The sequence below is a fragment of the Acidiferrimicrobium sp. IK genome (assembly GCF_025499425.1).
GTDB lineage: Bacteria > Actinomycetota > Acidimicrobiia > Acidimicrobiales > Palsa-688 > Acidiferrimicrobium.
Window position 1 is genome coordinate 281,429 of record NZ_JAIMCB010000005.1, and the last position, 20,551, is coordinate 301,979.

General features: G+C 72.0%; 21 protein-coding genes. 3 read left to right on the top strand and 18 right to left on the bottom strand.

Annotation, left to right across the window (positions count from 1 at the left end):
* Positions 1-5: 5 nt before the first annotated feature.
* From K6U06_RS10740 to queA, 10 genes are all read right to left on the bottom strand, one after another.
* Complete coding sequence (locus K6U06_RS10740) at positions 6-1,325, bottom strand: replication-associated recombination protein A (RefSeq protein ID WP_262321920.1); 1,320 nt, start codon at positions 1,323-1,325, stop codon at positions 6-8.
* Positions 1,325-2,581 (bottom strand): histidine--tRNA ligase, encoded by a 1,257-nt coding sequence (gene hisS / locus K6U06_RS10745; protein ID WP_262321921.1) that lies wholly within the window; start codon positions 2,579-2,581, stop codon positions 1,325-1,327. The genes K6U06_RS10740 and hisS overlap by 1 nt, the downstream gene beginning before the upstream one ends.
* A gap of 34 nt (positions 2,582-2,615) precedes the next feature.
* A complete protein-coding gene (locus K6U06_RS10750) occupies positions 2,616-2,792 on the bottom strand; it encodes a hypothetical protein (protein WP_262321922.1) in 177 nt (58 codons plus the stop codon).
* Between the two features lie 73 nt (positions 2,793-2,865).
* Positions 2,866-5,109, bottom strand: coding sequence for a RelA/SpoT family protein (locus K6U06_RS10755; protein WP_262321923.1), 2,244 nt, complete (start codon positions 5,107-5,109; stop codon positions 2,866-2,868).
* Positions 5,110-5,154: 45 nt separating this feature from the next.
* A complete protein-coding gene (locus K6U06_RS10760; RefSeq protein WP_262321924.1) occupies positions 5,155-5,721 on the bottom strand; it encodes an adenine phosphoribosyltransferase in 567 nt (188 codons plus the stop codon).
* Positions 5,722-5,775: 54 nt separating this feature from the next.
* Positions 5,776-7,062: a protein translocase subunit SecF gene (secF, locus tag K6U06_RS10765; RefSeq protein WP_262321925.1), complete on the bottom strand. Its 1,287-nt coding sequence runs from the start codon at positions 7,060-7,062 to the stop codon at positions 5,776-5,778.
* Positions 7,062-8,774, bottom strand: coding sequence for a protein translocase subunit SecD (secD, locus tag K6U06_RS10770; protein WP_262321926.1), 1,713 nt, complete (start codon positions 8,772-8,774; stop codon positions 7,062-7,064). The genes secF and secD overlap by 1 nt, the downstream gene beginning before the upstream one ends.
* Positions 8,774-9,220: a preprotein translocase subunit YajC gene (gene yajC / locus K6U06_RS10775; RefSeq protein WP_262321927.1), complete on the bottom strand. Its 447-nt coding sequence runs from the start codon at positions 9,218-9,220 to the stop codon at positions 8,774-8,776. Before yajC ends, secD begins: the two co-directional genes overlap by 1 nt.
* A complete protein-coding gene (gene tgt, locus K6U06_RS10780; protein ID WP_262321928.1) occupies positions 9,217-10,392 on the bottom strand; it encodes a tRNA guanosine(34) transglycosylase Tgt in 1,176 nt (391 codons plus the stop codon). Before tgt ends, yajC begins: the two co-directional genes overlap by 4 nt.
* Entirely contained in the window at positions 10,389-11,405 is a 1,017-nt protein-coding gene (gene queA / locus K6U06_RS10785; protein WP_262321929.1) for a tRNA preQ1(34) S-adenosylmethionine ribosyltransferase-isomerase QueA, read from the bottom strand. Before queA ends, tgt begins: the two co-directional genes overlap by 4 nt.
* 144 nt (positions 11,406-11,549) lie before the next feature.
* On the opposite strand from queA, the gene K6U06_RS10790 reads away from it, so the two are divergent.
* From K6U06_RS10790 to K6U06_RS10800, 3 genes are read left to right on the top strand one after another with little or no spacing between them, the layout of a single operon-like run.
* Entirely contained in the window at positions 11,550-13,436 is a 1,887-nt protein-coding gene (locus tag K6U06_RS10790) for a hypothetical protein (protein WP_262321930.1), read from the top strand.
* Complete coding sequence (locus K6U06_RS10795) at positions 13,433-13,651, top strand: hypothetical protein (RefSeq protein ID WP_262321931.1); 219 nt, start codon at positions 13,433-13,435, stop codon at positions 13,649-13,651. The genes K6U06_RS10790 and K6U06_RS10795 overlap by 4 nt, the downstream gene beginning before the upstream one ends.
* Complete coding sequence (locus K6U06_RS10800; RefSeq protein ID WP_262321932.1) at positions 13,639-14,430, top strand: hypothetical protein; 792 nt, start codon at positions 13,639-13,641, stop codon at positions 14,428-14,430. Before K6U06_RS10795 ends, K6U06_RS10800 begins: the two co-directional genes overlap by 13 nt.
* Positions 14,431-14,561: 131 nt before the next feature.
* Here the strand turns inward: K6U06_RS10800 and ruvB are convergent, their stop codons facing one another.
* The 8 genes from ruvB to K6U06_RS10840 form a co-directional block, all read right to left on the bottom strand.
* The gene (gene ruvB, locus K6U06_RS10805; RefSeq protein ID WP_262321933.1) at positions 14,562-15,617 is read right to left on the bottom strand and encodes a Holliday junction branch migration DNA helicase RuvB; all 1,056 of its coding nucleotides are present in this window, start codon (positions 15,615-15,617) and stop codon (positions 14,562-14,564) included.
* Positions 15,614-16,231 carry a Holliday junction branch migration protein RuvA gene (gene ruvA, locus K6U06_RS10810; RefSeq protein WP_262321934.1) on the bottom strand — a complete coding sequence of 206 codons (618 nt, stop codon included), beginning with the start codon at positions 16,229-16,231 and terminating at the stop codon, positions 15,614-15,616. The genes ruvB and ruvA overlap by 4 nt, the downstream gene beginning before the upstream one ends.
* Positions 16,228-16,734: a crossover junction endodeoxyribonuclease RuvC gene (gene ruvC / locus K6U06_RS10815; protein ID WP_262321935.1), complete on the bottom strand. Its 507-nt coding sequence runs from the start codon at positions 16,732-16,734 to the stop codon at positions 16,228-16,230. Before ruvC ends, ruvA begins: the two co-directional genes overlap by 4 nt.
* 24 nt (positions 16,735-16,758) lie before the next feature.
* A complete protein-coding gene (locus K6U06_RS10820; protein WP_262321936.1) occupies positions 16,759-17,271 on the bottom strand; it encodes a peroxiredoxin in 513 nt (170 codons plus the stop codon).
* Positions 17,271-18,023: a YebC/PmpR family DNA-binding transcriptional regulator gene (locus K6U06_RS10825; RefSeq protein WP_262321937.1), complete on the bottom strand. Its 753-nt coding sequence runs from the start codon at positions 18,021-18,023 to the stop codon at positions 17,271-17,273. The genes K6U06_RS10820 and K6U06_RS10825 overlap by 1 nt, the downstream gene beginning before the upstream one ends.
* 17 nt (positions 18,024-18,040) lie before the next feature.
* Complete coding sequence (gene pdxT / locus K6U06_RS10830) at positions 18,041-18,694, bottom strand: pyridoxal 5'-phosphate synthase glutaminase subunit PdxT (RefSeq protein ID WP_262321938.1); 654 nt, start codon at positions 18,692-18,694, stop codon at positions 18,041-18,043.
* 109 nt (positions 18,695-18,803) lie between these two features.
* Positions 18,804-19,700, bottom strand: a complete 897-nt coding sequence (gene pdxS / locus K6U06_RS10835) for a pyridoxal 5'-phosphate synthase lyase subunit PdxS (RefSeq protein ID WP_262321939.1) — start codon at positions 19,698-19,700, stop codon at positions 18,804-18,806.
* Positions 19,701-19,780: 80 nt separating this feature from the next.
* Positions 19,781-20,497: a hypothetical protein gene (locus K6U06_RS10840; RefSeq protein ID WP_262321940.1), complete on the bottom strand. Its 717-nt coding sequence runs from the start codon at positions 20,495-20,497 to the stop codon at positions 19,781-19,783.
* Between the last annotated feature and the right edge of the window lie 54 nt (positions 20,498-20,551).

The following is a 20,551-nucleotide window of genomic DNA, read 5'->3' on the forward strand; positions in this document are numbered from 1 at the left end:
GCAGGTCAGCTCTCCCTCCGCCGCCGCCAGTCCTCCGCCCGGCGAGGCTCAGCGCCGTGAGACGACGGCTGGTAGTACTTCCGGCCCTCGAGGTGCTCGGGCCGGTACGCCTGCTCCACCCAGCCGCGCGGGTCGTCGTGGGGGTAGCGGTATCCGTCGCCGTGCCCCAGGCGGGCCGCTCCCTGGTAGTGGGCGTCGCGCAGGTGGGCCGGCACCTGGCCGACCGGCTGCCCGGCGACGTCGGCCTGCGCCGCGCCCAGGGCGGCGGTCACGGTGTTGGACTTTGGGGCCAGAGCCAGGTGCACGACCGCTTGGGCCAAGTTGAGCTGGGCCTCGGGCAGCCCGACCAGTTCCACCGCGCGGGCCGCCGCGTCGGCGACGAGCAGCGCTTGGGGGTCGGCCATCCCGACGTCCTCGCTGGCGAGGATGACCAGCCGTCGGGCCACGAACCGGGCGTCCTCGCCGGCGGCGAGCATCCGGGCCAGCCAGTACAGGCCGGCGTCTGGGTCCGAACCGCGGATGGACTTGATGAAGGCGCTCACCACGTCGTAGTGGTCGTCCTCCTCGTAGCGCAACGCCCGGGTGGAGCGGGCCGCCTCGACGTCGGCCACGGTCACGACCCGGCCGCTGGTGTCGGCGCCCGGGCGGGAGGCCGCCCGGCTGTCGGTGAGCGCGAGGGTCACCTCCAGGGACGTGAGGGCGGCTCGGGCGTCGCCGTCGACCAGGCCTACGAGGAGGGCCACCGCTTCGGGCTCGGCGTCGGCTCCCTCCCGCTGCAGCGCCCGGCGGACCAGGGTGGTGAGGGCGTCGGGGCTGAGCGGCTCCAGCCGGAACAAGGTGGAGCGCGACAGGAGCGGGGCGTTGACCGAGAAGTACGGGTTCTCGGTGGTGGCGCCGATCAGGGTCAAGGTGCCGTCCTCCACCGACGGGAGCAGGGCGTCTTGCTGGGCCCGGTTGAAGCGGTGCACCTCGTCGAGGAAGAGGATGGTGCCCCTCCCCTGCTCCCCCAACTGGCGGCGGGCCTCGGCCACCGCCTCGCGCACGTCCTTCACGCCGGCGGTCACCGCCGACATCGGCACGAAGGCCCGGGAGGTGGCGCCGGCCACCAGCTGCGCCAGGGTGGTCTTGCCGGTGCCGGGCGGACCCCAGAAGATGACCGACGACAGGCGGTCTGCCTCGATCAGGGCCCTCAGCGGCCTCCCCGGGGCGAGGAGATGCTCCTGGCCGACGACCTCGTCGAGGGTCCTCGGCCGCAGTCTGGCCGCCAGCGGCGCCTGGCCGGCCAGACGGTCGTTGACCGCGGCCGCGAACAGATCGTCGGGCACTACGAGCCCAGCAGCCGCGCCACCTCGGCGACGACCTGGTCGCGAGGCGTCGCCCACTGGGTCCGGTCCCCGGTCAGGGGACGGATCATGACCGTGCCGGCGGCGGCGTCGTCGGGACCGACGACCAGCGCCAGGCGGGCGCCGGAGCGGTCGGCCACCTTGAACTGGGCCTTCGCGGACCGCCCGTCGAAGGACCGGTCGGCGCGGACGCCCGCCGCCCGCAGCTGGGCGGTGAGGTCGCGGGCGGCGTCCCCGCCGGCGAAGTCCACGACGAACACGTCGACCGCGGCGTCGGGGGCGGCCAGGGTCCCCTCCGCGTCACAGGCCATGAGGATCCGTTCGACGCCGAGAGCGAAGCCGATACCGGGCGTCGACGGGCCGCCCATCTCCTCGACCAACGCGTCGTAGCGGCCGCCGCCGCCGACGGCGTTTTGCGCCGAGTCCAGGGCCAGTCCGGCGTACTCGAAGGTGGTCCGGGTGTAGTAGTCCAACCCTCGGACCAGGTTGGTGGCCAGGGTCCAGGGGATGCCGAGCGCGTCGAGGCCGCCGGTGGCCCGGGCGAAGTGGGCGCCGCACGCGTCGCAGAGGTGCTCGACCTGCTTGGGTGCGTCAGCGGCCACCGCCTTGCACGTCGGGCGCTTGCAGTCGAGGACCCGAAGCGGGTTTTCCCTGAACCGGTCGCGGTGCTCGTCGCAGAGGTCGCCGCTTCGTGCTTCTAGGTACTCGATCAGCAGCGCCCGGTACGGCGGCCGGCACGTCGCGTCGCCGAGGGAGTTGACCATCAGCTCGACGCGGCGCAACCCGAGGGCCCGGTAGAACTCCCAGCCGAGCGCCATGACCTCGACGTCGAGGTCCGCGTCGGCGGCCCCGAAGACCTCGATGCCGACCTGGTGGAACTCACGGTAACGGCCGGCCTGCGGGCTCTCGTAGCGAAAGTTGGACCCGGCGTACCACGCCTTCCACGGGGTGGTCGGGCGGTGCTGGATGAACGCCCGCACCACCGACGCGGTCACCTCCGGGCGCAGCGCGACCCGCCGGCCGCCCTTGTCCTCGAAGTCGTACATCTCCTTGCGGACGATGTCGGTCGACGCGCCGACCCGCTGGAAGACCTGCAGGTCCTCGAAGGTCGGGGTGATCACCAGCCCGTAGCCGGCGCCCTCCACCACCCGGGCGAACACCGCCAGCAGCGCCTCCCAGCGTCGGGAGTCGGGGGCGAGGACGTCGAAGGTCCCGATGGGGTGGCGCAGCTCGGACACGGCCGCTCAGGGTACCGGGCCCCGGCGCCCACCCTCAGTTGCGGTACGCCTCCGGCGGCGGTTCGCTGCGCGCCGCGGCGGCGAGGAACGCCTCCGCGCCGCTCACGACGTCAGCGGCGGCGCGCGCCACCTTCCGCCGCTGCTGGCGCCAGCGCACCAGCTCGACCACAGCCTCCGACCAGACGACCACTGGATCCCCCCATGTGCTCATTCGGGGCCACCATAGCGGCGGGTGTGACCGCCGTCATGCCACGCTGCCGAGGGGAGGCCAGCCAGGGACCGCTTCAGCCGCCTTTGCCGGGCAGCACCCGGTAGGCGTCGTACACGCTGTCGATGCGCTTGACCGCGCCGAGCAGCGAGTCGAGGTGGGCGGGGTCGGCCAGCTCGAACTCGAAGCGCATACGAGACACCCGGTCGGAGCTGGTCAGGGTCTCCGAGCGCAGGATGTTGAGGTGATGGTCGGAGACCACCTTCCAGATGTCCACCCCGAGACGGGTCCGGTCCAGGGCCTTGATCTCGATCGCCGCGGTGAAGCTGCCGGCGCTCTCGCGGTCCCATTCGACCTCGATCAGCCGGCCGACCTCGGTCACCGACAGGGACGCCGCATTGGAGCAGTCCGAGCGGTGGACGCTCACCCCGCGGCCCCTCGTGACGAAGCCGATGATCTCGTCGCCGGGCACCGGAGTGCAGCAGCGCGACAGGCGCACCATGACATCGTCGAGGCCTTCGACGTGGACGCCGACACCCTGACGGCGGGTGGTGCGGCGAGGTTGGCGGGCGGTGGTCGGCAGCTGGACTTCGTAGTCGCCGCCGCGCAGCTCCTTGGCCAGGCGCTGCGCGACCGAGCGAGCCGAGACGTGCCCTTCGCCGATCGCCGCGTGGAGGGAGTCGAGGTCGGTGTAGTTGAGGCTTTCGACGATCCCGGCCAGCGCCGGCGAGTTGGCCAGCTTCTGGACGGGGAGGCCTTCCTTGCGGATGGCTTTGACCAGCTCTTCGCGGCCGGTCTCGATGGCGTCCTCGCGCCGTTCCCGGCTGAACCACTGCCGGATCTTGCTGCGCGCCCGCGGCGTCTGGACGATCTTCAGCCAGTCCCGGCTGGGTCCCGCGGACGGCACCTTGGACGTGAAGATGTCCACGCTGTCGCCAGACGACAGGGTCGAGTCGAGCGGGACCAGCCTTCCGTTGACCCGGGCGCCGATGCAGCGGTGCCCGACGTCGGTGTGGATGGCGTACGCGAAGTCGACCGGCGTGGCGTGCACCGGGAGGGTGATCACGTCGCCTTTGGGGGTGAACACGAAGACCTCGTCGGTGTCTAGGTCGAGCTTGAGGGTCTCGAGGAACTCGACGGGGTCGCTGCTCTCCGCCGACCAGTCGACGATCCGCTGCAGCCACGCGATGTCCGCCGCCGACGCCTGCTCTTTGTACCCCCAGTGCGCGGCGATGCCCCGCTCGGCCCGGTTGTGCATCTCCACGGTGCGGATCTGGGCTTCGAGGGGCTTGCCCTGCGGGCCGACGACAGTCGTGTGCAGCGACTGGTAGAGGTTGAACTTCGGGGTGTTGACGTAGTCCTTGAACCGGCCGGGGACCGGCGCCCAAGCGCCGTGGACCGCGCCGAGGGCCGCCCAGCAGTCCTTGACCGACTCGACGAGCACCCGGACCCCGACCAGGTCGTAGATCTCGTCGAACTCCTTGCCCTTGACGACCATCTTCTCGTAGATCGAGTAGAGGTGCTTGGGCCGGCCGGTGACCTGCCCCTCGATGCGGGCCGCGGCCAGCCGCTCGTTGACCTGGTCGATCACCTGGGCCAGGTAGATCTCCCGTTCCGGGGCGCGGGTGGCGACCATCTGCTCGATCTCCGCGTAGCGGCGGGGGTGGAGCGCGGCGAAGGCCAGGTCCTCGAGCTGCCACTTGAGGTCCTGGATGCCGAAACGGTGGGCCAGCGGGGCGTAGATGTCCAGGGTCTCCTGGGCGGTGCGCTTCTGCTTCCACTCCGGCATGGCGGCGATGGTCCGCATGTTGTGGAGACGGTCGGCGAGCTTGATGAGCAGGACCCGGGGGTCCTTGGCCATCGCCACCAGCATCTTGCGCATGGTGGCGGCTTGCTGGGCCTGCTTGGAGTCGAAGCTGACCCGGTCCAGCTTGGTGACGCCGTCGACGATGGCCGCGACGACCGGACCGAACTCCGCCTCGATCTGCGTCACCGTCAGCCCGGTGTCCTCGACCGCGTCGTGGAGGAGCGCGGCGGCGATGGTCACGTCGTCGAGACCGAGCCCGGCCAGGATCGTGGCGACCGCCAGCGGATGGGTGATGTAGGCCTCACCCGACATCCGCAGCTGGCCGTCGTGGGCGGCATTGGCCGCTTCGAACGCCCGGACGAAAAGGCTGGTGTCCCCCCGCGGGTGGCGGGCCCGGTATGAGTTGAGCAGCGGGGTGAGCGCGTCGGCGGTCTGCACCTGGCGCCGCCAGGGCAGCACCCGCTCGACGGTGGCCACGGCCCTCCCCCGGCTGACCCCCTCGACCCGGCTCACCCTCGGCTCCTCGTCTCTCTCAGGCTGTCTTTCGTGTGATCCTCATCAGTAGCTGATCAGTGCAACCGCGTCCAGGTCCCCGAGCTTCCCACGTCCGCCGAGAAAGGCCAGCTCGATCACACACGCCACGCCGACGACCTCGGCGCCCAGCGAGCGGATCAACGCTGCGGTCGCCACCGCGGTGCCACCGGTGGCCAGCACGTCGTCGACGATGAGGACCCGCTCGCCGATCTCCAACGCGTCGGTGTGGATCTCGAGGACGTCGCTGCGGTACTCCAGCTCGTAGGACTGGCTGGTCACTGCGCCGGGCAGCTTGCCGGTCTTTCGCACCGGGACGAAGCCGGCGCCGAGGCGCAGAGCGACGGGCGCGGCGAGGATGAAACCTCGAGCCTCGATGCCGACGACCTTGTCGATCCGCCCGCCGGGGACGCCCGCAGCCAGCGCGTCTACGGTCCCGGCGAAGGCCCGAGGGTCGCTGAGCAGGGGGGTGATGTCCTTGTAGACCACGCCCGGCTTGGGGAAGTCGGGAATGTCTCGGATGTGGTCCTTGATCCACTCGGACCCGCCGACCGCGGCCCCCGCAGTGTCCAGGGCGCTGGGTGCTGGCTCCATCACTCCAAGGTACTCGCTGCGGGCCTCAACACCCGTCCAAGCTGCTCGGCCCTGCTAGCGCCGGCGGGTCTTCTTGCGGGGGCGGGGCGGCGGCCGGTTGCCGGGGCGGGGCGGCGTGGGGGTCCGGGCGGGCAGCGCGCTCTCCGCCGCGCCGGCGTCGGCGGTGCCGGCGTCGGGCGTTGCACCCTCAACCGGCCCGGCGCCGAGAGCCTCGCCCGACGCCACTTCCGGCGCGTCGGCGACGGCCTGGCTGGTGGCACCGGCCCGCCGCTTGGGTACCGGCGGGCCGCCGGCGGGCGTCGGGCCCGACGCCGCGAAGCCGCTGGCGGCTGCGCTGGCCGGCGTCATGCGGGGCGCGGGACGGTTCGAGAGGCGCTCACGGATCTGCGCGTAGCGGGGCTCGCGTTCTTTGAGCAGGGCGAGGAGCGGGGAGGCGACGAAGATCGACGAGTAGGCGCCGGTCGTCAACCCGATGAACAACGCCAAGCCGAAGTCCTCGAGGGCGGTGGCTCCGAGGATCCACGCGCCGATCACCAGGATCGACATGATCGGGATGATCGCCACGAAGGAGGTGTTGATGGAGCGGGCCAGCACCTGGTTCATGGACAGGTTGACGGTGTCGGTGTAGGTGGCCTTGCCGCTCGACGCCAGGCCCTTGGTGTTTTCCTGCACCTTGTCGAACACGACGATGGTGTCGTAGAGCGAGTAGCCGAGGATGGTGAGGAAGGCGATGACGGTGTCGGGGCTCACCGTGAACCCCGACAGCGAGTAGATGCCGACGGTCACCAGGATGTCGTGGAGCAGCGCGGTGAGCGCGGCGATGGCCATCTTGGCCTCGAAGCGGAACCAGATGTATGCCGTCACCACGATCAGGAAGACGATGACGCCCTCGATGGCCTTGTGGGTTATGTCGGACCCCCACGACGGGCCGATGTCGTTCAGCTGGACGTCGTTGGGACTGACGTGGGCGACGTTGGCCAGCGCGTTGGTCACCTTGGACACGAGGGTGCTGTCGCCGGTGGTCTTGGCCGCCGCCTGCACCTTGATGGTCTGCTGGTGGGTCTGGGCGTTGGTCAGGGTCTGGATGGTCGCCTGGCCGAGGGTGCCCGAGACCCCGTTGAGAGCGGAGCGGACCTCCGACACCGACGCGTGGGTCGGCACCTCCCACACCGTGCCGCCCTTGAAGTCGATGGAGAAGTTGAGGCCCCGCACGCCGAGCGACACCAACCCGACCAGGATGATCAGCCCGGAGATCGCGAACCACCGCCGCCACCGGGTCGCGAAGTCGTAGGAGGTCTCGCCCCGGAAGAGGCGCTGGAAGGCGTTGTGATGTTCGGGCATCAGCCGGTCCCCCCTGCCGCGCCGAGACCCCGGGCCACGCCGAGTATGCGGTTCTCGGTGAAGGTCCGGCGGCGCCCGACAACGATAACCATCGGCCGGATGAAGAAGTAGGCCGTGGCCACGTCGAGCAGCGTTGACAGCCCGAGGGTGAACGCGAACCCTCGAACGTCGCCGACGGTGAGCAGGTAGAGGATCAGCGCAGCCAGGAACGACACGAAGTCCGCGGTGAGCACGGTCCGAAACGCCCGCGAGAAGCTCCGCTCGGTCGACTGGCGGATGGTACGCCCGCCGCGCACCTCGTCTTTGAGCCGCTCGAAGTACACCACGTACGAGTCGACGGTTATGCCTACCGACACGATGATCCCGGTGATGCTGGAGAGCGTCAGGGTCAAGCTGCTGGTCTGCGACAGCAGGGTCAGCATCGAATACAGCAGCGCGCCGCCGACCGCGAGGCCGAGGACCACGACCAGTCCCAGCGCCCGGTAGTACAGGATCATGTAGAGGAGCACGACGATGATGCCGCCGGCGCCGGCGAGCAGGCCGGCGTGGAGCGAGTCCTTGCCGATCGTGGCCGACACGGTCTGCACGGACTGCGGGGTGAAGCGGACCGGCAGCGAGCCGTACTTGAGCACCAGGGCCAAGGCGCTGGCCTGGCTGGAGGTGAACGAACCGGAGATCGAGGCCTGCCCGTTGAACTGCGCGGACTGGATGGTCGGCGCCGACTCGACCTGGCCGTCGAGGTCGATGGCTTCCTGCGAGCGGGGGTCGACGGTCTGCGAGGACGCCGAGTAGTACTTGTTGCGGATCGCCGCCATGGCGTCGAACTGCTTGCTGCCCTCCCCGGTGAACTGCAGTTCCACGGTGTAGGCGCCGGTGGAGCTCACCGACACGTAAGCGTTCTTCACGGCCCGCCCGGTGAGGTCGGCCGGGCCGAGGAGGAACCGGTTGGTGCCCAAACCCGAACCGCTGGACGCGGGGACCAGCACGTAGGACTTCTCGAGGTCACCGGCCGGGGTGGTGGAGGGGATCTGGCTCCCGTTGCTGGCGGAGCAGATCTGGGGGGCGGTGGCCGCGGTGATGGGCGTGTTGGGTGACACCGGCGTGGCTGTCGACGCGGCCGGCGCGGCCGGCGCGGTCGTCGCGGTGGTCGCCGGGACCGTGGTAGCGGGAGTCGCCGGAGCGGTGGTGGCGGGAGTAGAACCGGCGGTGGTCGGGGTGACCGCCGGCAGCACCGCCGAGGTCAGGCGGGCCTGCACCGGCGCGCCGAGCGCCTTGGGAGTGGTGGTGGCGCTCGATGACGGGACGGTCGTGGAGGGGACCGTCGTCGACGGTGACGCCGAGGAGGCGCTGGAGGCCACGAACGCGGGCAGCTCGCACACGACCGGCCGGAAGTACAAGGTGGCGGTCGTGCCCAACTCGGTCAGGGCCCGCTGGGAGTCCTTGATGCCCGGCAGGTTGATGACCACGTCCTTGCCCTGGCGCTGCACCTGCGAGTTGGCGACGCCGAGGCCGTTGACTCTCCGGTCGATGATCGACACCGACTCCGCCAGCTGGGCGCTGTTGGCGGTGCCCTGCGGCTGCAGCACGACCGACACGCCCCCGCGCAGGTCCAAGCCGAGCAGCGGGCTGTCACCGGTCGCCAGGCACGCGCCGAGCGCGACGATCGCCAAGCCGATGATCCCCACCAGCGAGTAGATGAGGCTGCGCTTCATCAGTAGCTCTCGGTGCCGGTCCCGGGCCGGTCATCGGGCCCGTCGCCCTCGTCGGTGCGGTGATGCTCCGAGTCGTCCTCGTCGTGGAACACCCCGGGCGGGGCGTCGTCGGCGGGGGGGTTGGCCGGCGCCGGCTGCGCGTTGATGGCTCGACGCACGAAGGTGAGGATCACCCCCGGTGACACTTCGACGCGCACGTCGCCGTCGTCGTCGATGCCGACCACGACGCCCTTGATGCCACCGACCGACATGACGGCATCACCCACGTCGAGGGTCGCGGCCTGGGTCCGGGCCTGGCGCTGGCGCTGCGAGCGGGGCCGGATGATCAGGAAGTAGAAGGCAACCAGGACCAGGATGATGATCAGGAACCCGTAGGAGCTCCCGCTGGACTTCGACGATGCCGTCGTGGTCGGGCTGGTTGCGGCGAGGAGGAGGTGGAAGGTCATGGAGTGGGGTGACGCGCTCCGCTGGCGCGGCTCGGAGACTGTAGCGCAGGGATCCCGGTGACTCCGGGCGACCCCCGGTCCCAGACCGCTGCCACCTCGGCGCGCAGCTCGTCGAAGGTGCCGGCGCTGATCGCGGCGCGCATCCGCTCGACCAGCCCGAGCAGCCACGACAGGTTGTGGATGGTGAGCAGCCGCCCGGCGGTCGGCTCACCGACGGAGAACAGGTGGCGCAGGTAGCCGCGGCTCCAGCGGGCGCACACCGGGCAGGGGCAGTCGGGATCGAGGGGCCCGTCGTCGACGGCGAAGCGGGCCGCTTTGAGCTGGAAGCGCCCGGCGCCGCTCAGCGCGGTGCCGTGGCGGGCCAGCCTGGTCGGCAGCACGCAGTCGAACATGTCCACCCCCAGGGCCACCGCCTCGACCATCGAGTGCGGGTCGCCGACACCCATCAGGTAGCGGGGCCGGTCGTGGGGCAGTCCCCCGAGCGCGGCGTCGAGCGCCGGCAGCATCTGCTCCAGCGGCTCGCCTACCGAAAGGCCGCCGATGCCGTAGCCGTCGAAGTCCAAGGCGGCGGTGGCCAGCGCCGACTCCTCCCGCCATTCCGGGTTGATGCCGCCCTGCACGATCCCGAACAGACACTGGTCGTCGCGGCGGTGCACGGGACGGGCCCGCGCCGCCCACTCGAGGGTGCGGTCCATGGCGGCGCGGACCGTCGCGTCGGGCGCGGGCAGGCCGGGGCAGATGTCGAGGGCCATCTGGATGTCAGCGCCGAGCAGTTCCTGGGTGCGCACCGCGTCCTCCGGGGTCAGCCGGTGCAGCGACCCGTCGTAGGTGGAGCGAAAGGTCACCCCGCCGGCGTCGACTTTCGGGCCGAGCGAGAACACCTGGTAGCCGCCGGAGTCGGTGAGGATGTGGCCGTCGCGGCCGGTGAAGCGGTGCAGACCGCCGAGGGCCGCGACCGTCTCGGCGCCGGGGCGCAGCATCAGGTGATAGGTGTTGGCCAGCACGACCGCCGGCCCGAGCGCGTCGAGGTCTGTGCTGTCGAGCAGCCGCACCGCGCCGCGCGTCCCGACCGGCATGAAGCAGGGGGTGGGAAAAGTTCCCCGGTGGGTGCTCACCCGCCCGCGCCGGGCTCGCCCGTCGAGGGCTTCGAGGGTGAAGCTGGCGATGCTCACACCGGCATCCTTTCTCCACCTCTGGCGCGGCCGACGAGCATGGCGTCACCGAAGGACAAGAACCGGTAGCCGCTGCGCAGCGCCTCCGCGTATAGGTCCCGCCAGCGAGGACCGACGAAGGATTCGAGGAGCAGCAGCAGAGTGGAGCGAGGCTGGTGGAAGTTGGTCATCAGCACGTCCACCACCCGCCACGGGTAGTCCCCCCGGATGTAGAGGGTGCTGCGCCCGCTGCGCTCGCCGGTGGCCGCGGCCGACTCGAGGGCCCGGACGGTGGTGGTGCCCACCGCGACCACCCGCCGGGCCGCTTCGCAGGCCGCCATCGTCGCTTCGGGCACGTGGTATCGCTCGGCGTGCATGACGTGGTCCTCCGCCCGGGTGGCGGTCACCGGGAGGAACGTCCCTAGCCCTACCGCCAGGTCCACCGCGGCCACCTCGACGCCCCGGGCCCGACACTCGTCGAGGACCTGGTGGGTCAGGTGCAACCCGGCGGTGGGCGCGGCGACGCTGCCCGGCTGCTCGGCGTACACCGTCTGGTAGCGCTCGGGGTCCGCGGGGACCGCCTCGATGTAGGGCGGGACCGGCATGACGCCCGCGGCGAACACGTCGTGCGGCTCGGCCAGGAGGCGGACCTGCCGGCGGCCCTCGCCCAGCTCCTCGCCGACCTCGACTAGCGCCCGGCCCCCGTCGGGAGCGGACAGCACGGTCCCCGCCGGAAGCCGGCGGCCGGGGCGGACCAGCGCTTCCCAGCAGCCCGGCGTGCCGGGAACCGGCTCGAGGAGGAGGACCTCCGCGGCGCCGCCGGTCGCCTTCTCCAGGCGGAGTCGGGCCGGTAGCACCCGGGTGGTGTTGACCACCAGCACATCGCCGGGCTCGAGCAGGTCGGGCAGGTCCCGGACGTGTCGATGGTCGATGTCGCCTTCGGCCATCGACACGAGGAGCCGGGCCGCGTCTCGCTGGGCGCTCGGCTCCTGCGCAATGGCCTCCGAGGGGAGGTCGTAGTCGGGCACGTCCACGGGGATGACGGTCTAGTCGAACGCCGCGACGGGCCTGGCGCGTGCCATCGCGACCGCGAAGCTGCGAGCATGCTCCCTGGCGTCGGAGCCGACCCTGCGCCGGCCTCTGCCCCCGAGGTGATGTGGGACCCTAGGAAGGTGGGAATGCTCGACACCGGACCCCGATACCCCCAGCCGGACCAGCCGGCCCTCCCGGAGGGCCAGAGCCCCGCCGGCGGGGATCCCGGGTCTCGGCGCGCCGGGCGGGAGTCCCTGCCGGTGCTCGGCGCCGGGCTCCTGCTGGCGGCGGGGGTGCTGAGCATCGTCGCTTTGTTCCCGGCGTACTACGTCGGGACGGCCGGCACCACGTCGCTGTCGGACTCCTCGGACCAGATCGTTCCCACCTGCCTGGTCGCGGCTGCGTGGCTGCTCTGCGCCGGGTTCGTGGCGTCCCGCCGGCCGGTGCTGGTCCAAGCAGGGGCGTTCGGCGCCGGAGGGGTGGCGGTGTCCTATCTGGGGTTGCGGGCCGCGGACCTGGCCCAGATCTCGCAGAGCGGTACCGGCGGCGGCGCCGGCTTGTGGCTGCTCACCGGGGCGTGGGCCGCCGGCGCGATCGGCGCCGCGGTGGCGCTGTTTGCGGTGTTCGGGCGCGGCGACGTCGGGCGGCCGCAGACGTGGGGCGGCGACGCGTCGGCCAGCAGCGATCGGGCCATCCTCGCCCTCATCGCTGCGGCGGCGGTCGTGCTGGCGGTGGCGTTCTTCCCGTCCTGGGACCGCTACGTGGTCACCAGCTCGCTCGACCCGTCGCTGTCGGCCAGTTTCACGCTGGGCGACGCGTTCAAGAACCCCGGGCTGGTCATCGCCGGCAACGTGTGGGCCGGGGTCTCGTTCGGCCTGATCCCCATCGCCGCCCTGGCGTTGCGGCCCCGGCGTCTCGGGGCGTCGGTGATCGCCGGCGTCTTGGTCGTGGCGCTGTCACAGGTGCTGTCCGCGGTGATGCAGACCCTCGAGACCCAGGACCCGAGCCGCCTGGTCCCGAACTTGTTGCAGTTCAACCCGACGGTGTCGCTGCAGATGACCGGGTGGTTCGACGCCGAGTTCGGGGCGCTCCTCGTCGTCGCTCTCCTCTGCGCGCTCTGGAGCGTCCGGGGCGCCCAGCGCACCGCGTCGGCGCCTGGCAGCGGGCTGGCTGTCGCCGCCAGCCCGTATGGGTGGGGCCCGCCGGGCGGGTCGGCGCCGCAGGGCCAGTGGGGTCCCCAGGGCCAATGGGGTCCCCAGGGCCAATGGGCGCCGCAGGGCCAGTGGGGTCCGCCGGGCCCGTGGGCGGCGCCGCAGGCCGCCCCCGGCTCGCCCGTCCCCGGCGCGGTCGGTCCCGGCTCGGCGACCCATGGTGATTCCCACGCGCTGGCCAACTCCTATCAGCCAGCCGACCCTCGCGCCGCCGCTGATCCCTGCGGGGCGTCCAACCCCTACGCCGTCGCCAACCCCTACAGCCGGGCGGCCAGCCCGCCGCCTCCGCCGGCGCCGCCGTGGGTTCCCTCCGCCCAACCGGGCCAGCCCGGGACCCCCGGCGCTCCCCCGCAGCCGGGGGCGTGGCCACCGCCGGCCCCCGCTCACAGCGGGCCCTCGACGCCCGGCGCCGCACCAGTGCAGGGCCCCGGCACCGGTTCACCTCAAGGCGAGGTCGCCGGCCAGGGCAACGGACCCGGGTGGGGACCCCCGCCGGCCCACGCCCCTCCGCCGTTCCAGGCTGGGGCGCCGGGTCAAGCGCCTGGGACAGCTCAGACCCCCCCGCAGCCTCAGGGGACGCACCAGCCGCAGGGAACGCCGCAGTCTCACGGCCAGAGCGGGTGGGGCCAGCAGCCGCGTCCCGGCTACGGCCCGCCCGCATCGTGGCCCCCGCCGGCGCCTGGGCAGGCCGGATGGGCGCCACCACCCCCCCACCCCCAAGAAACCGAGCGGCGGATGCCCATCACCGACACGAATCCCAGCACCGACGCCGACTCCCCCGCCCCTGCTAGCCCCGGTGCCGACCAAGGCGGTCAACCATGAGCTCGGGCACCACGCCGGGACACACTGAGGACCCACCCGACGAGGACACAGACACCACCGACGGTTCCGTCGACGAAGGCGACGGGGCCGTCGACGGCGACGGCGAGCTCAGCCCGGAGTCTCCCCTGGCGGACGGTGGGACGGCCGGCGCCCAGACCAGCCCGGGGGCCGCAGGGCCTGGCCTGGTGTCGTCGCCCGTGCGGTGGTCGTGCTAGTTGTCGCCGGCATCGGCTACCAGCTCGTGATCCCCACCACCTCGACGGTGCGCAGCCGCCTGGCCCGCCTGGTCGTCACCACCAACGGGACCAAGACCTTCCCCGGTCCGGCGTCCCACGCTGCCGAGGAAGCCGCCACCACCGGCGGGCTGGCGCCCCTCGAGGCGGCCGCCAAGGCCCACCCCGGCCAGACCGGCCTGTACGTGGCGCAGTGGACCAAGAGCGGCTCTACCGGGGACGGTCTCGCCATCGTCACGTTCCTGCTGCCCGACGTGGCCACCGCCACCAAAGCCCGGACGCAACTGGTCGCCTCGCAGCTCTCGGCCGGGGCGCTGTCCAGCTCCGGGTTCACCCGCAGCGCCCAGTTCACGCCGCCGGGAGTCGCCAACGCCGCAGGCTCAGTGTTCTCACCGGGCAAAGGCGGGACCCCCGCCGGGCAGGCCGCGCTGGTGGTTGCCCAACAGGGTCGGGTGGTCACCTTGGTCGAGGTGGCGCTGACCGCCGGCTCGCCGCAGGCCGATGCCACGACCGCGACCCAGGCCGAGGCCGCCCACCTGCGGTCCGTCGAGCCCGGATTCACCTTGTCGGTGACGAGGAACCCGACGACGGCCACCATCGTGTGGGCCGCGGGCTCCCTGGTGGTCCTCCTGATCGTCGCCGGCGGCCCGCTGCTGTGGCGCCGGCGCAAGGAGCGCCAAGAACGCCGGCTCCAGGAGGAGCTGGCCCGCACGATCCGCGTCGGGGGCTCCACCATCGTCCGAAAGCGTCACGGCGAGTAGTCAAATCGTCCCGTGGCCTGATCGCCGGCCCCGACGTCCAGTTGTCCACGGCACGCGGTGGTGAAGTGGATCCCGAATGACCGGCGCTGCTCCTCGCCGGTACTGCCCGCTGTCAGCGGCTCCTCGCCGAGCTACTCCTCGCTGAAGAGCGTCTCCCGAGCGAGTGGGGGCGGGGCGCCGGCGGCGGCCTCCAAGCCCAGGTGCCGCCACGCCGCGGGGGTGGCCACCCGACCCCTGGGGGTTCGCATCAGCAGCCCCAGCTGCAGCAGGAACGGCTCGTAGACGTCCTCCACGGTGTCGGTCTCCTCCCCCACGCTGACCGCCAGCGTCGACAAGCCGACCGGTCCTCCCCCGAAGCGGGAACACACCGCGCTCAGGATGGCCCGGTCCACCTTGTCGAGGCCGAGCTCGTCGACGCCGAAGAGGGCCAGGCCGGCCCTCGCCACGTCCGCGGAGATACGTCCGTCGCTTCGGACCTCGGCGAAGTCCCGAACCCGCTTGAGGAGCCGGTTGGCGATCCTCGGCGTGCCCCGCGACCGGCGGGCCACCTCCGCGGAGCCGGCCTGGTCGATCTCGACGCCGAGGATGGTGGCGGAGCGGCGGACGATGGCGTCCAGGTCGACCGGGTCGTAAAAGTCGAGGCGGGCCACGAAACCGAAGCGATCCCGCAGCGGGCCGGTGATCAGCCCGGTCCTGGTCGTCGCCCCGACCAGCGTGAAGCGGGGCAGGTCGAGGCGGATCGAGCGGGCCGAGGGGCCCTTGCCGAGCACGATGTCGAGCTGGAAGTCCTCCATCGCCGGGTACAGGATCTCCTCCACGGCCCGGCCCAGGCGGTGAATCTCGTCGACGAAGAGCACGTCGCCTTCGACCAGGTTGGTGAGGATGGCGGCCAGGTCCCCGGCGCGTACCAGCGCGGGTCCGGACGTGATGCGAAGGCTGGCGCCCATCTCGTTGGCCACGATCCCGGCCATCGAGGTCTTACCCAGGCCGGGCGGTCCGGCCAGGAGCACGTGGTCCGCGGGCTGACCCCGCCGGCGGGCCGCCTCCAGCACGATCTCCAGGTGCTCTTTGAGCTGGCGCTGGCCGACGAAGTCCTCCAGGCGCCGGGGTCGGAGGGTGACCTCCTCGGCTGACTCGACCGGGTCGGCCGACCCGGCCACGACCCGCTCCAGGCCTTCCTCCCTCACCGGCTGGCGGCCAGGTCTCTCAGGGCTCGCCGCAGGAGGTCCTCGACCCGTCCCTCCTCCGGGAGGTCGGCGACGATGTGACGGACCTCGTCGGGCCCGTACCCGAGCCCGGCCAGGGCGGCCCGCACCTCCGATCGCACGTCGGGGCCGCCGCCGTCACCCGCGCCGACCACCCGCAGCTCGGGGTCGTCGTCGCTGACGTCGAGGCGGGACTTGAGCTCGATGAGCAGCCGGGCGGCGATCTTCTTGCCGATCCCGGGGACCAGCATCAGCGCGTCCAGGTCGTCACTGGCCACCGCCCGCCGGAGGGCGGTGGGGCTGTGCACCGACAGCAGGGCCAGCGCCACCGCCGGGCCGACGCCGTGGGCGCCGATGAGCGCCTCGAAGCAGGCCCGCTCCTCCCGGGTGGGGAAGCCGTAGAGGATGAGGGCGTCCTCCCGTACGTGGGTGTGGACGTGGAGGAACGCGGGGGCGCCGAGCGCCCCGATGCGGCCCATCGCCCCGGCCGGCACCAGGAGCCGGTACCCGACTCCGCCGACCTCCAAGAGGATCTCCCCGGCGTGCTCGGTGCGCGCCGAACGGTCGAGGATGACACCGCGCAAGGACCCGATCACGATCGGCTCCCGGCCGCAACGGCCGCGGCGTGCAGGCGGGCGCCGCTCAAGTGGCACACCGCGAGCGCCAACGCGTCGGCCCGGTCGGCCGGCTTGGGCGGCTCGGCCAGGTCGAGGAGGACCTGGACCATGCGTTGCACCTGCGCTTTGGTGGCCGAGCCGTAGCCGGTCACCGCCTGCTTGACCTCGTTGGGGCTGTACTGCACCACCGGGCACCCCCGGCGGGCGGCCACCGCGAGGGCCAGGCCGCTGGCCTGCCCGACCGACATCGCGGTGCGGGCGTTGACCTGGAACAGGACCCGCTCGACGACGACCACGTCGGGGCGGACCTCGTCCATGAGGTCCTCGAGGTCACCGAGCAGGGTGCCGAGCCGTTCGCTCAGCGGCCGATCGGGTGGGGTGCTCAGATGCCCGACGGCCACCGCGTGCAGGGAGCCGCCTCGCTGCTCGACGGCCCCGTAGCCGCAGCGGGACAGGCCCGGATCGATCCCGAGTGCGAACACGCGTTCGAACGTAGCAGGCTCGGCTCAGGCGAGGGTGGATTGCACCGCCTCGACCAGGCGGCCGGCGGGGAGGTAGGTCAGGCTGGACAGGGACCGGCGAGCCCAGCGCACCGTGCCGGCCCCGTCGATCACGAACACCGATCGGCGGTAGAACCCGAGCGGCCCCAAGATGTCGTACGCCTTGCCGACACGCGACCCGGTGTCGGCCAGCAACGGCAACCTGAGGTCCTGCTCGGCGGCGAACAGCTCGTGGGTGCCGACGTCTTGGGGGCTCAGGCACCAGACGGTGGCGCCGACCTCCTTGAACGCCCCCAGGTCCTCGCTGTAGGAGCGGAGCTGCTGCGTGCACACCGGCGAGTTGTCCGCCGGGTAGAACACGAGGACGACCGGAGCGCCCCGAGCCTCGCTCAGGGTGTAGGTCCGCCCGCCGGTGCCTTCGAGGGTGAAGTCGGGCGCCGGGTCGCCGGCGCCGGGTCGCCGTCCGGCGGGCTCCTGGTCGGCCTCGGCCGCGGTGGTGCCACCCGAGGTCGGCGCCATCAGGCCTCCACGAGCTCGAGGATCGCGTCGGGGATGTCGAAGTTGGAGTACACGTTCTGCACGTCGTCGTTGTCCTCGAGCAGGTCGACCAGCCGGAGGACCTTCTTGGCGTCGGTCTCGTTGTCGAGGGGGACGGTCTGGTTGGCCAGCATCGTCACCTCGGCGGACTCGACGGTGATCTTGGCTTCCTCCAGTGCGGCGCGCACGGCCGGGAGATCCTGGGGGGGCGTGGTGATCTGCCAGCTGTCACCGGCGAGCACGATGTCCTCGGCGCCGGCATCCAGGGCGGTCAGCATCAAGTCGTCCTCGGTGGCGGCGGCCGCCGGGACCAGCACGACACCCTTGCGCTCGAACTGCCACGCCACCGCGCCCGGCTCGGCCATCGACCCGCCGTTTTTGGAGAAGGTGGCGCGCAGCTCGGGGCCGGTGCGGTTGCGGTTGTCGGTCAGGCACTCGACGATGATCGCCACGCCGGCGGGGGCGTAGCCCTCGTACACCACCTGCTCGTAGGTGACGCCTTCGAGCTCGCCGGTGCCTCGCTTGATGGCCCGCTCGATGGTGTCGAGGGGCACCGAGCTCTCCCTGGCCTTTTGGAACATGGTGCGCAGCGTGGGGTTGGTGTCGGGGTCACCGCCGCCTTCCCTGGCCGCCACCTCGACCTGGCGGATCAGCTTGGCGAACAGCTTGCCCCGGGCCTTGTCCGCCGCGCCCTTCTTGTGCTTGATCGTCGCCCATTTTGAATGTCCCGACATGGCGGTTCCTCTCTGCTCTACTGCTGATGTGGTGCGCTTGCGGCGCTGACGGGCCCGGTCTCGGCGTCTCCGGCCTGCGCTACGACGTCGAGGAAGAGCTGGTGCAGGCGGGTGTCGCCGGCCAGCTCCGGGTGGAAAGCGGCGACGAGCACCGGCCCCTGGCGGCACACGACGGGCCGGGCCGCGCCGTCGCGTCCCGCGACGCGCGCCAGCACCTCGACGCCGGGCCCGACCCGCTCCACGAGCGGCGCCCGGATGAACACGGCGTGCAGCGGCGGGCCGTCGAGCCCGGCGATGTCAAGGTCGGTCTCGAACGAGTCGACCTGGCGGCCGAACGCGTTGCGACGCACGGTGATGTCCAACGCGGCGAGGCGCTCCTGGTCGGGGCGGCCGTCGATCACCTCTGCCGCCAGGAGGATCATCCCGGCGCAGGTACCCAGGGTGGGCATGCCTTCCGCCAGGCGGCGGCGCAGCGGCTCGAGGACGTCGGAGGAGCCGAGCAGCACCGAGATCGCCGTGGACTCCCCGCCGGGGATGATCAGCCCGTCAACTTGCGCCAAGTCGGCGGCGCGGCGCACCTCAAGCGCCCGGGCACCCAGGTCCCCGATGACCCGGATGTGCTCGCGGACGTCACCTTGGAGAGCCAGGACTCCGATCGTGGGGGCGTTCACCTGGGGGGATCCTCGACGTCACGGCAGACCACTCTACTGTGGAGCCGGCCACCGTTCCCTGCTGGGAGCCACCCCCGACGCGACGACGCGGCGAGGGGCGCCTTGGGGGCTACCAGCCCCGCTGTGACAGCTTGGTCTCCACCGAGCCGGACTCCTGGCCTCGCATCGCCTCGCCCAGGCCCCGGCTGACCTTGGCCACGATCTCGGCGTCGCGGTAGTGCGTCGTGGCCTCGACGATGGCCCGGGCGAAGCGGGCCGGGTCGGAGCTTTTGAAGATCCCCGACCCGACGAAGCAGGCCTCGGCGCCGAGCTGCATCACCAGCGCAGCGTCGGAGGGGGTGGCGATCCCGCCGGCGCAGAACAGCGGCACCGGCAGCTGGCCGGTCTCGGCCAGCTCCGCGACCAGGGTGACGGGGGCCTGCAGCTGCTTGGCCCAGCCGTAGAGCTCCGCGGAGTCCGCCTGGGTGATCCGGCGGATGTCGCCGAGGATGGCCCGCAGGTGGCGGACGGCCTCTTTGATGTCCCCGGTGCCGGCCTCGCCCTTGGAGCGGATCATCGCGGCCCCTTCGGAGATCCGGCGGAGGGCCTCGCCCAAGTTGGTGGCGCCGCACACGAAGGGAGCAGCGAAGCTCCACTTGTCGATGTGGTTGACCTCGTCGGCGGGGGTCAGCACCTCGCTCTCGTCGATGTAGTCCACCCCGAGCGACTGCAGGACCTGCGCCTCGGCGAAGTGACCGATGCGGGCTTTGGCCATAACCGGGATGGTCACCGCCGCCTTGATCCCCTCGATGAGAGCCGGGTCGCTCATCCGGGCCACTCCGCCGTCACGGCGGATGTCGGCGGGCACCCGCTCGAGCGCCATCACCGCGACCGCGCCTGCGTCCTCCGCGACCTTGGCCTCGTCGGCGTTGACCACGTCCATGATCACGCCGCCGCGCAGCATCTCAGCCAGACCCCGCTTGACCAGGTCGGTGCCAGTGCGTCGGGGGGTGTCGGAAGGAGCCATGGCCGCCATTCTACGGCTTCGACCAGGCCTTCATTCTGGACTGCCGGCGCTGGCGCTCACAGAACGCGGCGCCGGCGCCCTCAAAGCTCGTGCAGCGCCGCGGCTCGGTCGCGGAGGCTGGTGCGCCCGGCGGGGGCGGCGCCGGGCGGGAGGGGGTCGGCCAGCCACAGGTGGGCCTGGTCGGCCCGCACCCCCTCGACGGAGGTGCCCTTGGCGTCCATCTTGTCCAGCGCCGCCGCCAGCCCCGGCGGGAAGCGGGTCAGGTTGACCGCGGCCAGGTCAGTCGCAGCGTCGCGCCCGGACGCGCTGCTCACCAGCCGCCGGCCGAGCCCGGGGAGGCTGGCGACCACGGTCGCCGGGCCGAGCTCACCGTTGCGGATCTCAACCAGCGCGGCGGCCAGGATCCCTTCCAGCTCGATGCGGCTCAGCTGGGTGAGCAGCCCCCTGGTCGCGACGATCACGGCCGACGCCGGGTCCCGGCCGGCCACCGCCACGTTGAGGCTGTCGCTTTCGACGACGAGCAGCGGAGGCTGGCGCAGCCCCGCGGTGAAGCTGAGACCCTCGATGAGGTTCAGAGCCCGAGCGTCGGCCTTCGCGTCGGCGGGCCGGCCGCCCATCGCTTTGAGCACCCGGCGCTGCGCGCCGGTCCACACCCAGCCAGCCAGGGCCACGGCCACGACCACGAACACGACGATCCCGACGATCGGGTTGACCAGCAGGAGGATGAGGCCGAGGACCAGCGCCGGCGGGAGGGCCACGGCGGCGACCACCAACAGGGCGCGTCTGCCTGCGTTCACGAGATCGGACTGGGAGCAAAGGGCGCGGCGGACATCGGGTCAGCCATGGTAGAA

Coding starts and splice junctions, on each gene's coding strand:
- K6U06_RS10750 (WP_262321922.1), bottom strand. CDS start 2,792: ATGAGCACATGGGGGGATCCAGTGGTCGTCTGGTCGGAGGCTGTGGTC.
- K6U06_RS10760 (WP_262321924.1), bottom strand. CDS start 5,721: ATGGAGCCAGCACCCAGCGCCCTGGACACTGCGGGGGCCGCGGTCGGC.
- secF (WP_262321925.1), bottom strand. CDS start 7,062: ATGCCCGAACATCACAACGCCTTCCAGCGCCTCTTCCGGGGCGAGACC.
- secD (WP_262321926.1), bottom strand. CDS start 8,774: ATGAAGCGCAGCCTCATCTACTCGCTGGTGGGGATCATCGGCTTGGCG.
- yajC (WP_262321927.1), bottom strand. CDS start 9,220: ATGACCTTCCACCTCCTCCTCGCCGCAACCAGCCCGACCACGACGGCA.
- K6U06_RS10790 (WP_262321930.1), top strand. CDS start 11,550: ATGCTCGACACCGGACCCCGATACCCCCAGCCGGACCAGCCGGCCCTC.
- K6U06_RS10795 (WP_262321931.1), top strand. CDS start 13,433: ATGAGCTCGGGCACCACGCCGGGACACACTGAGGACCCACCCGACGAG.
- K6U06_RS10820 (WP_262321936.1), bottom strand. CDS start 17,271: ATGGCGCCGACCTCGGGTGGCACCACCGCGGCCGAGGCCGACCAGGAG.
- K6U06_RS10825 (WP_262321937.1), bottom strand. CDS start 18,023: ATGTCGGGACATTCAAAATGGGCGACGATCAAGCACAAGAAGGGCGCG.
- pdxS (WP_262321939.1), bottom strand. CDS start 19,700: ATGGCTCCTTCCGACACCCCCCGACGCACTGGCACCGACCTGGTCAAG.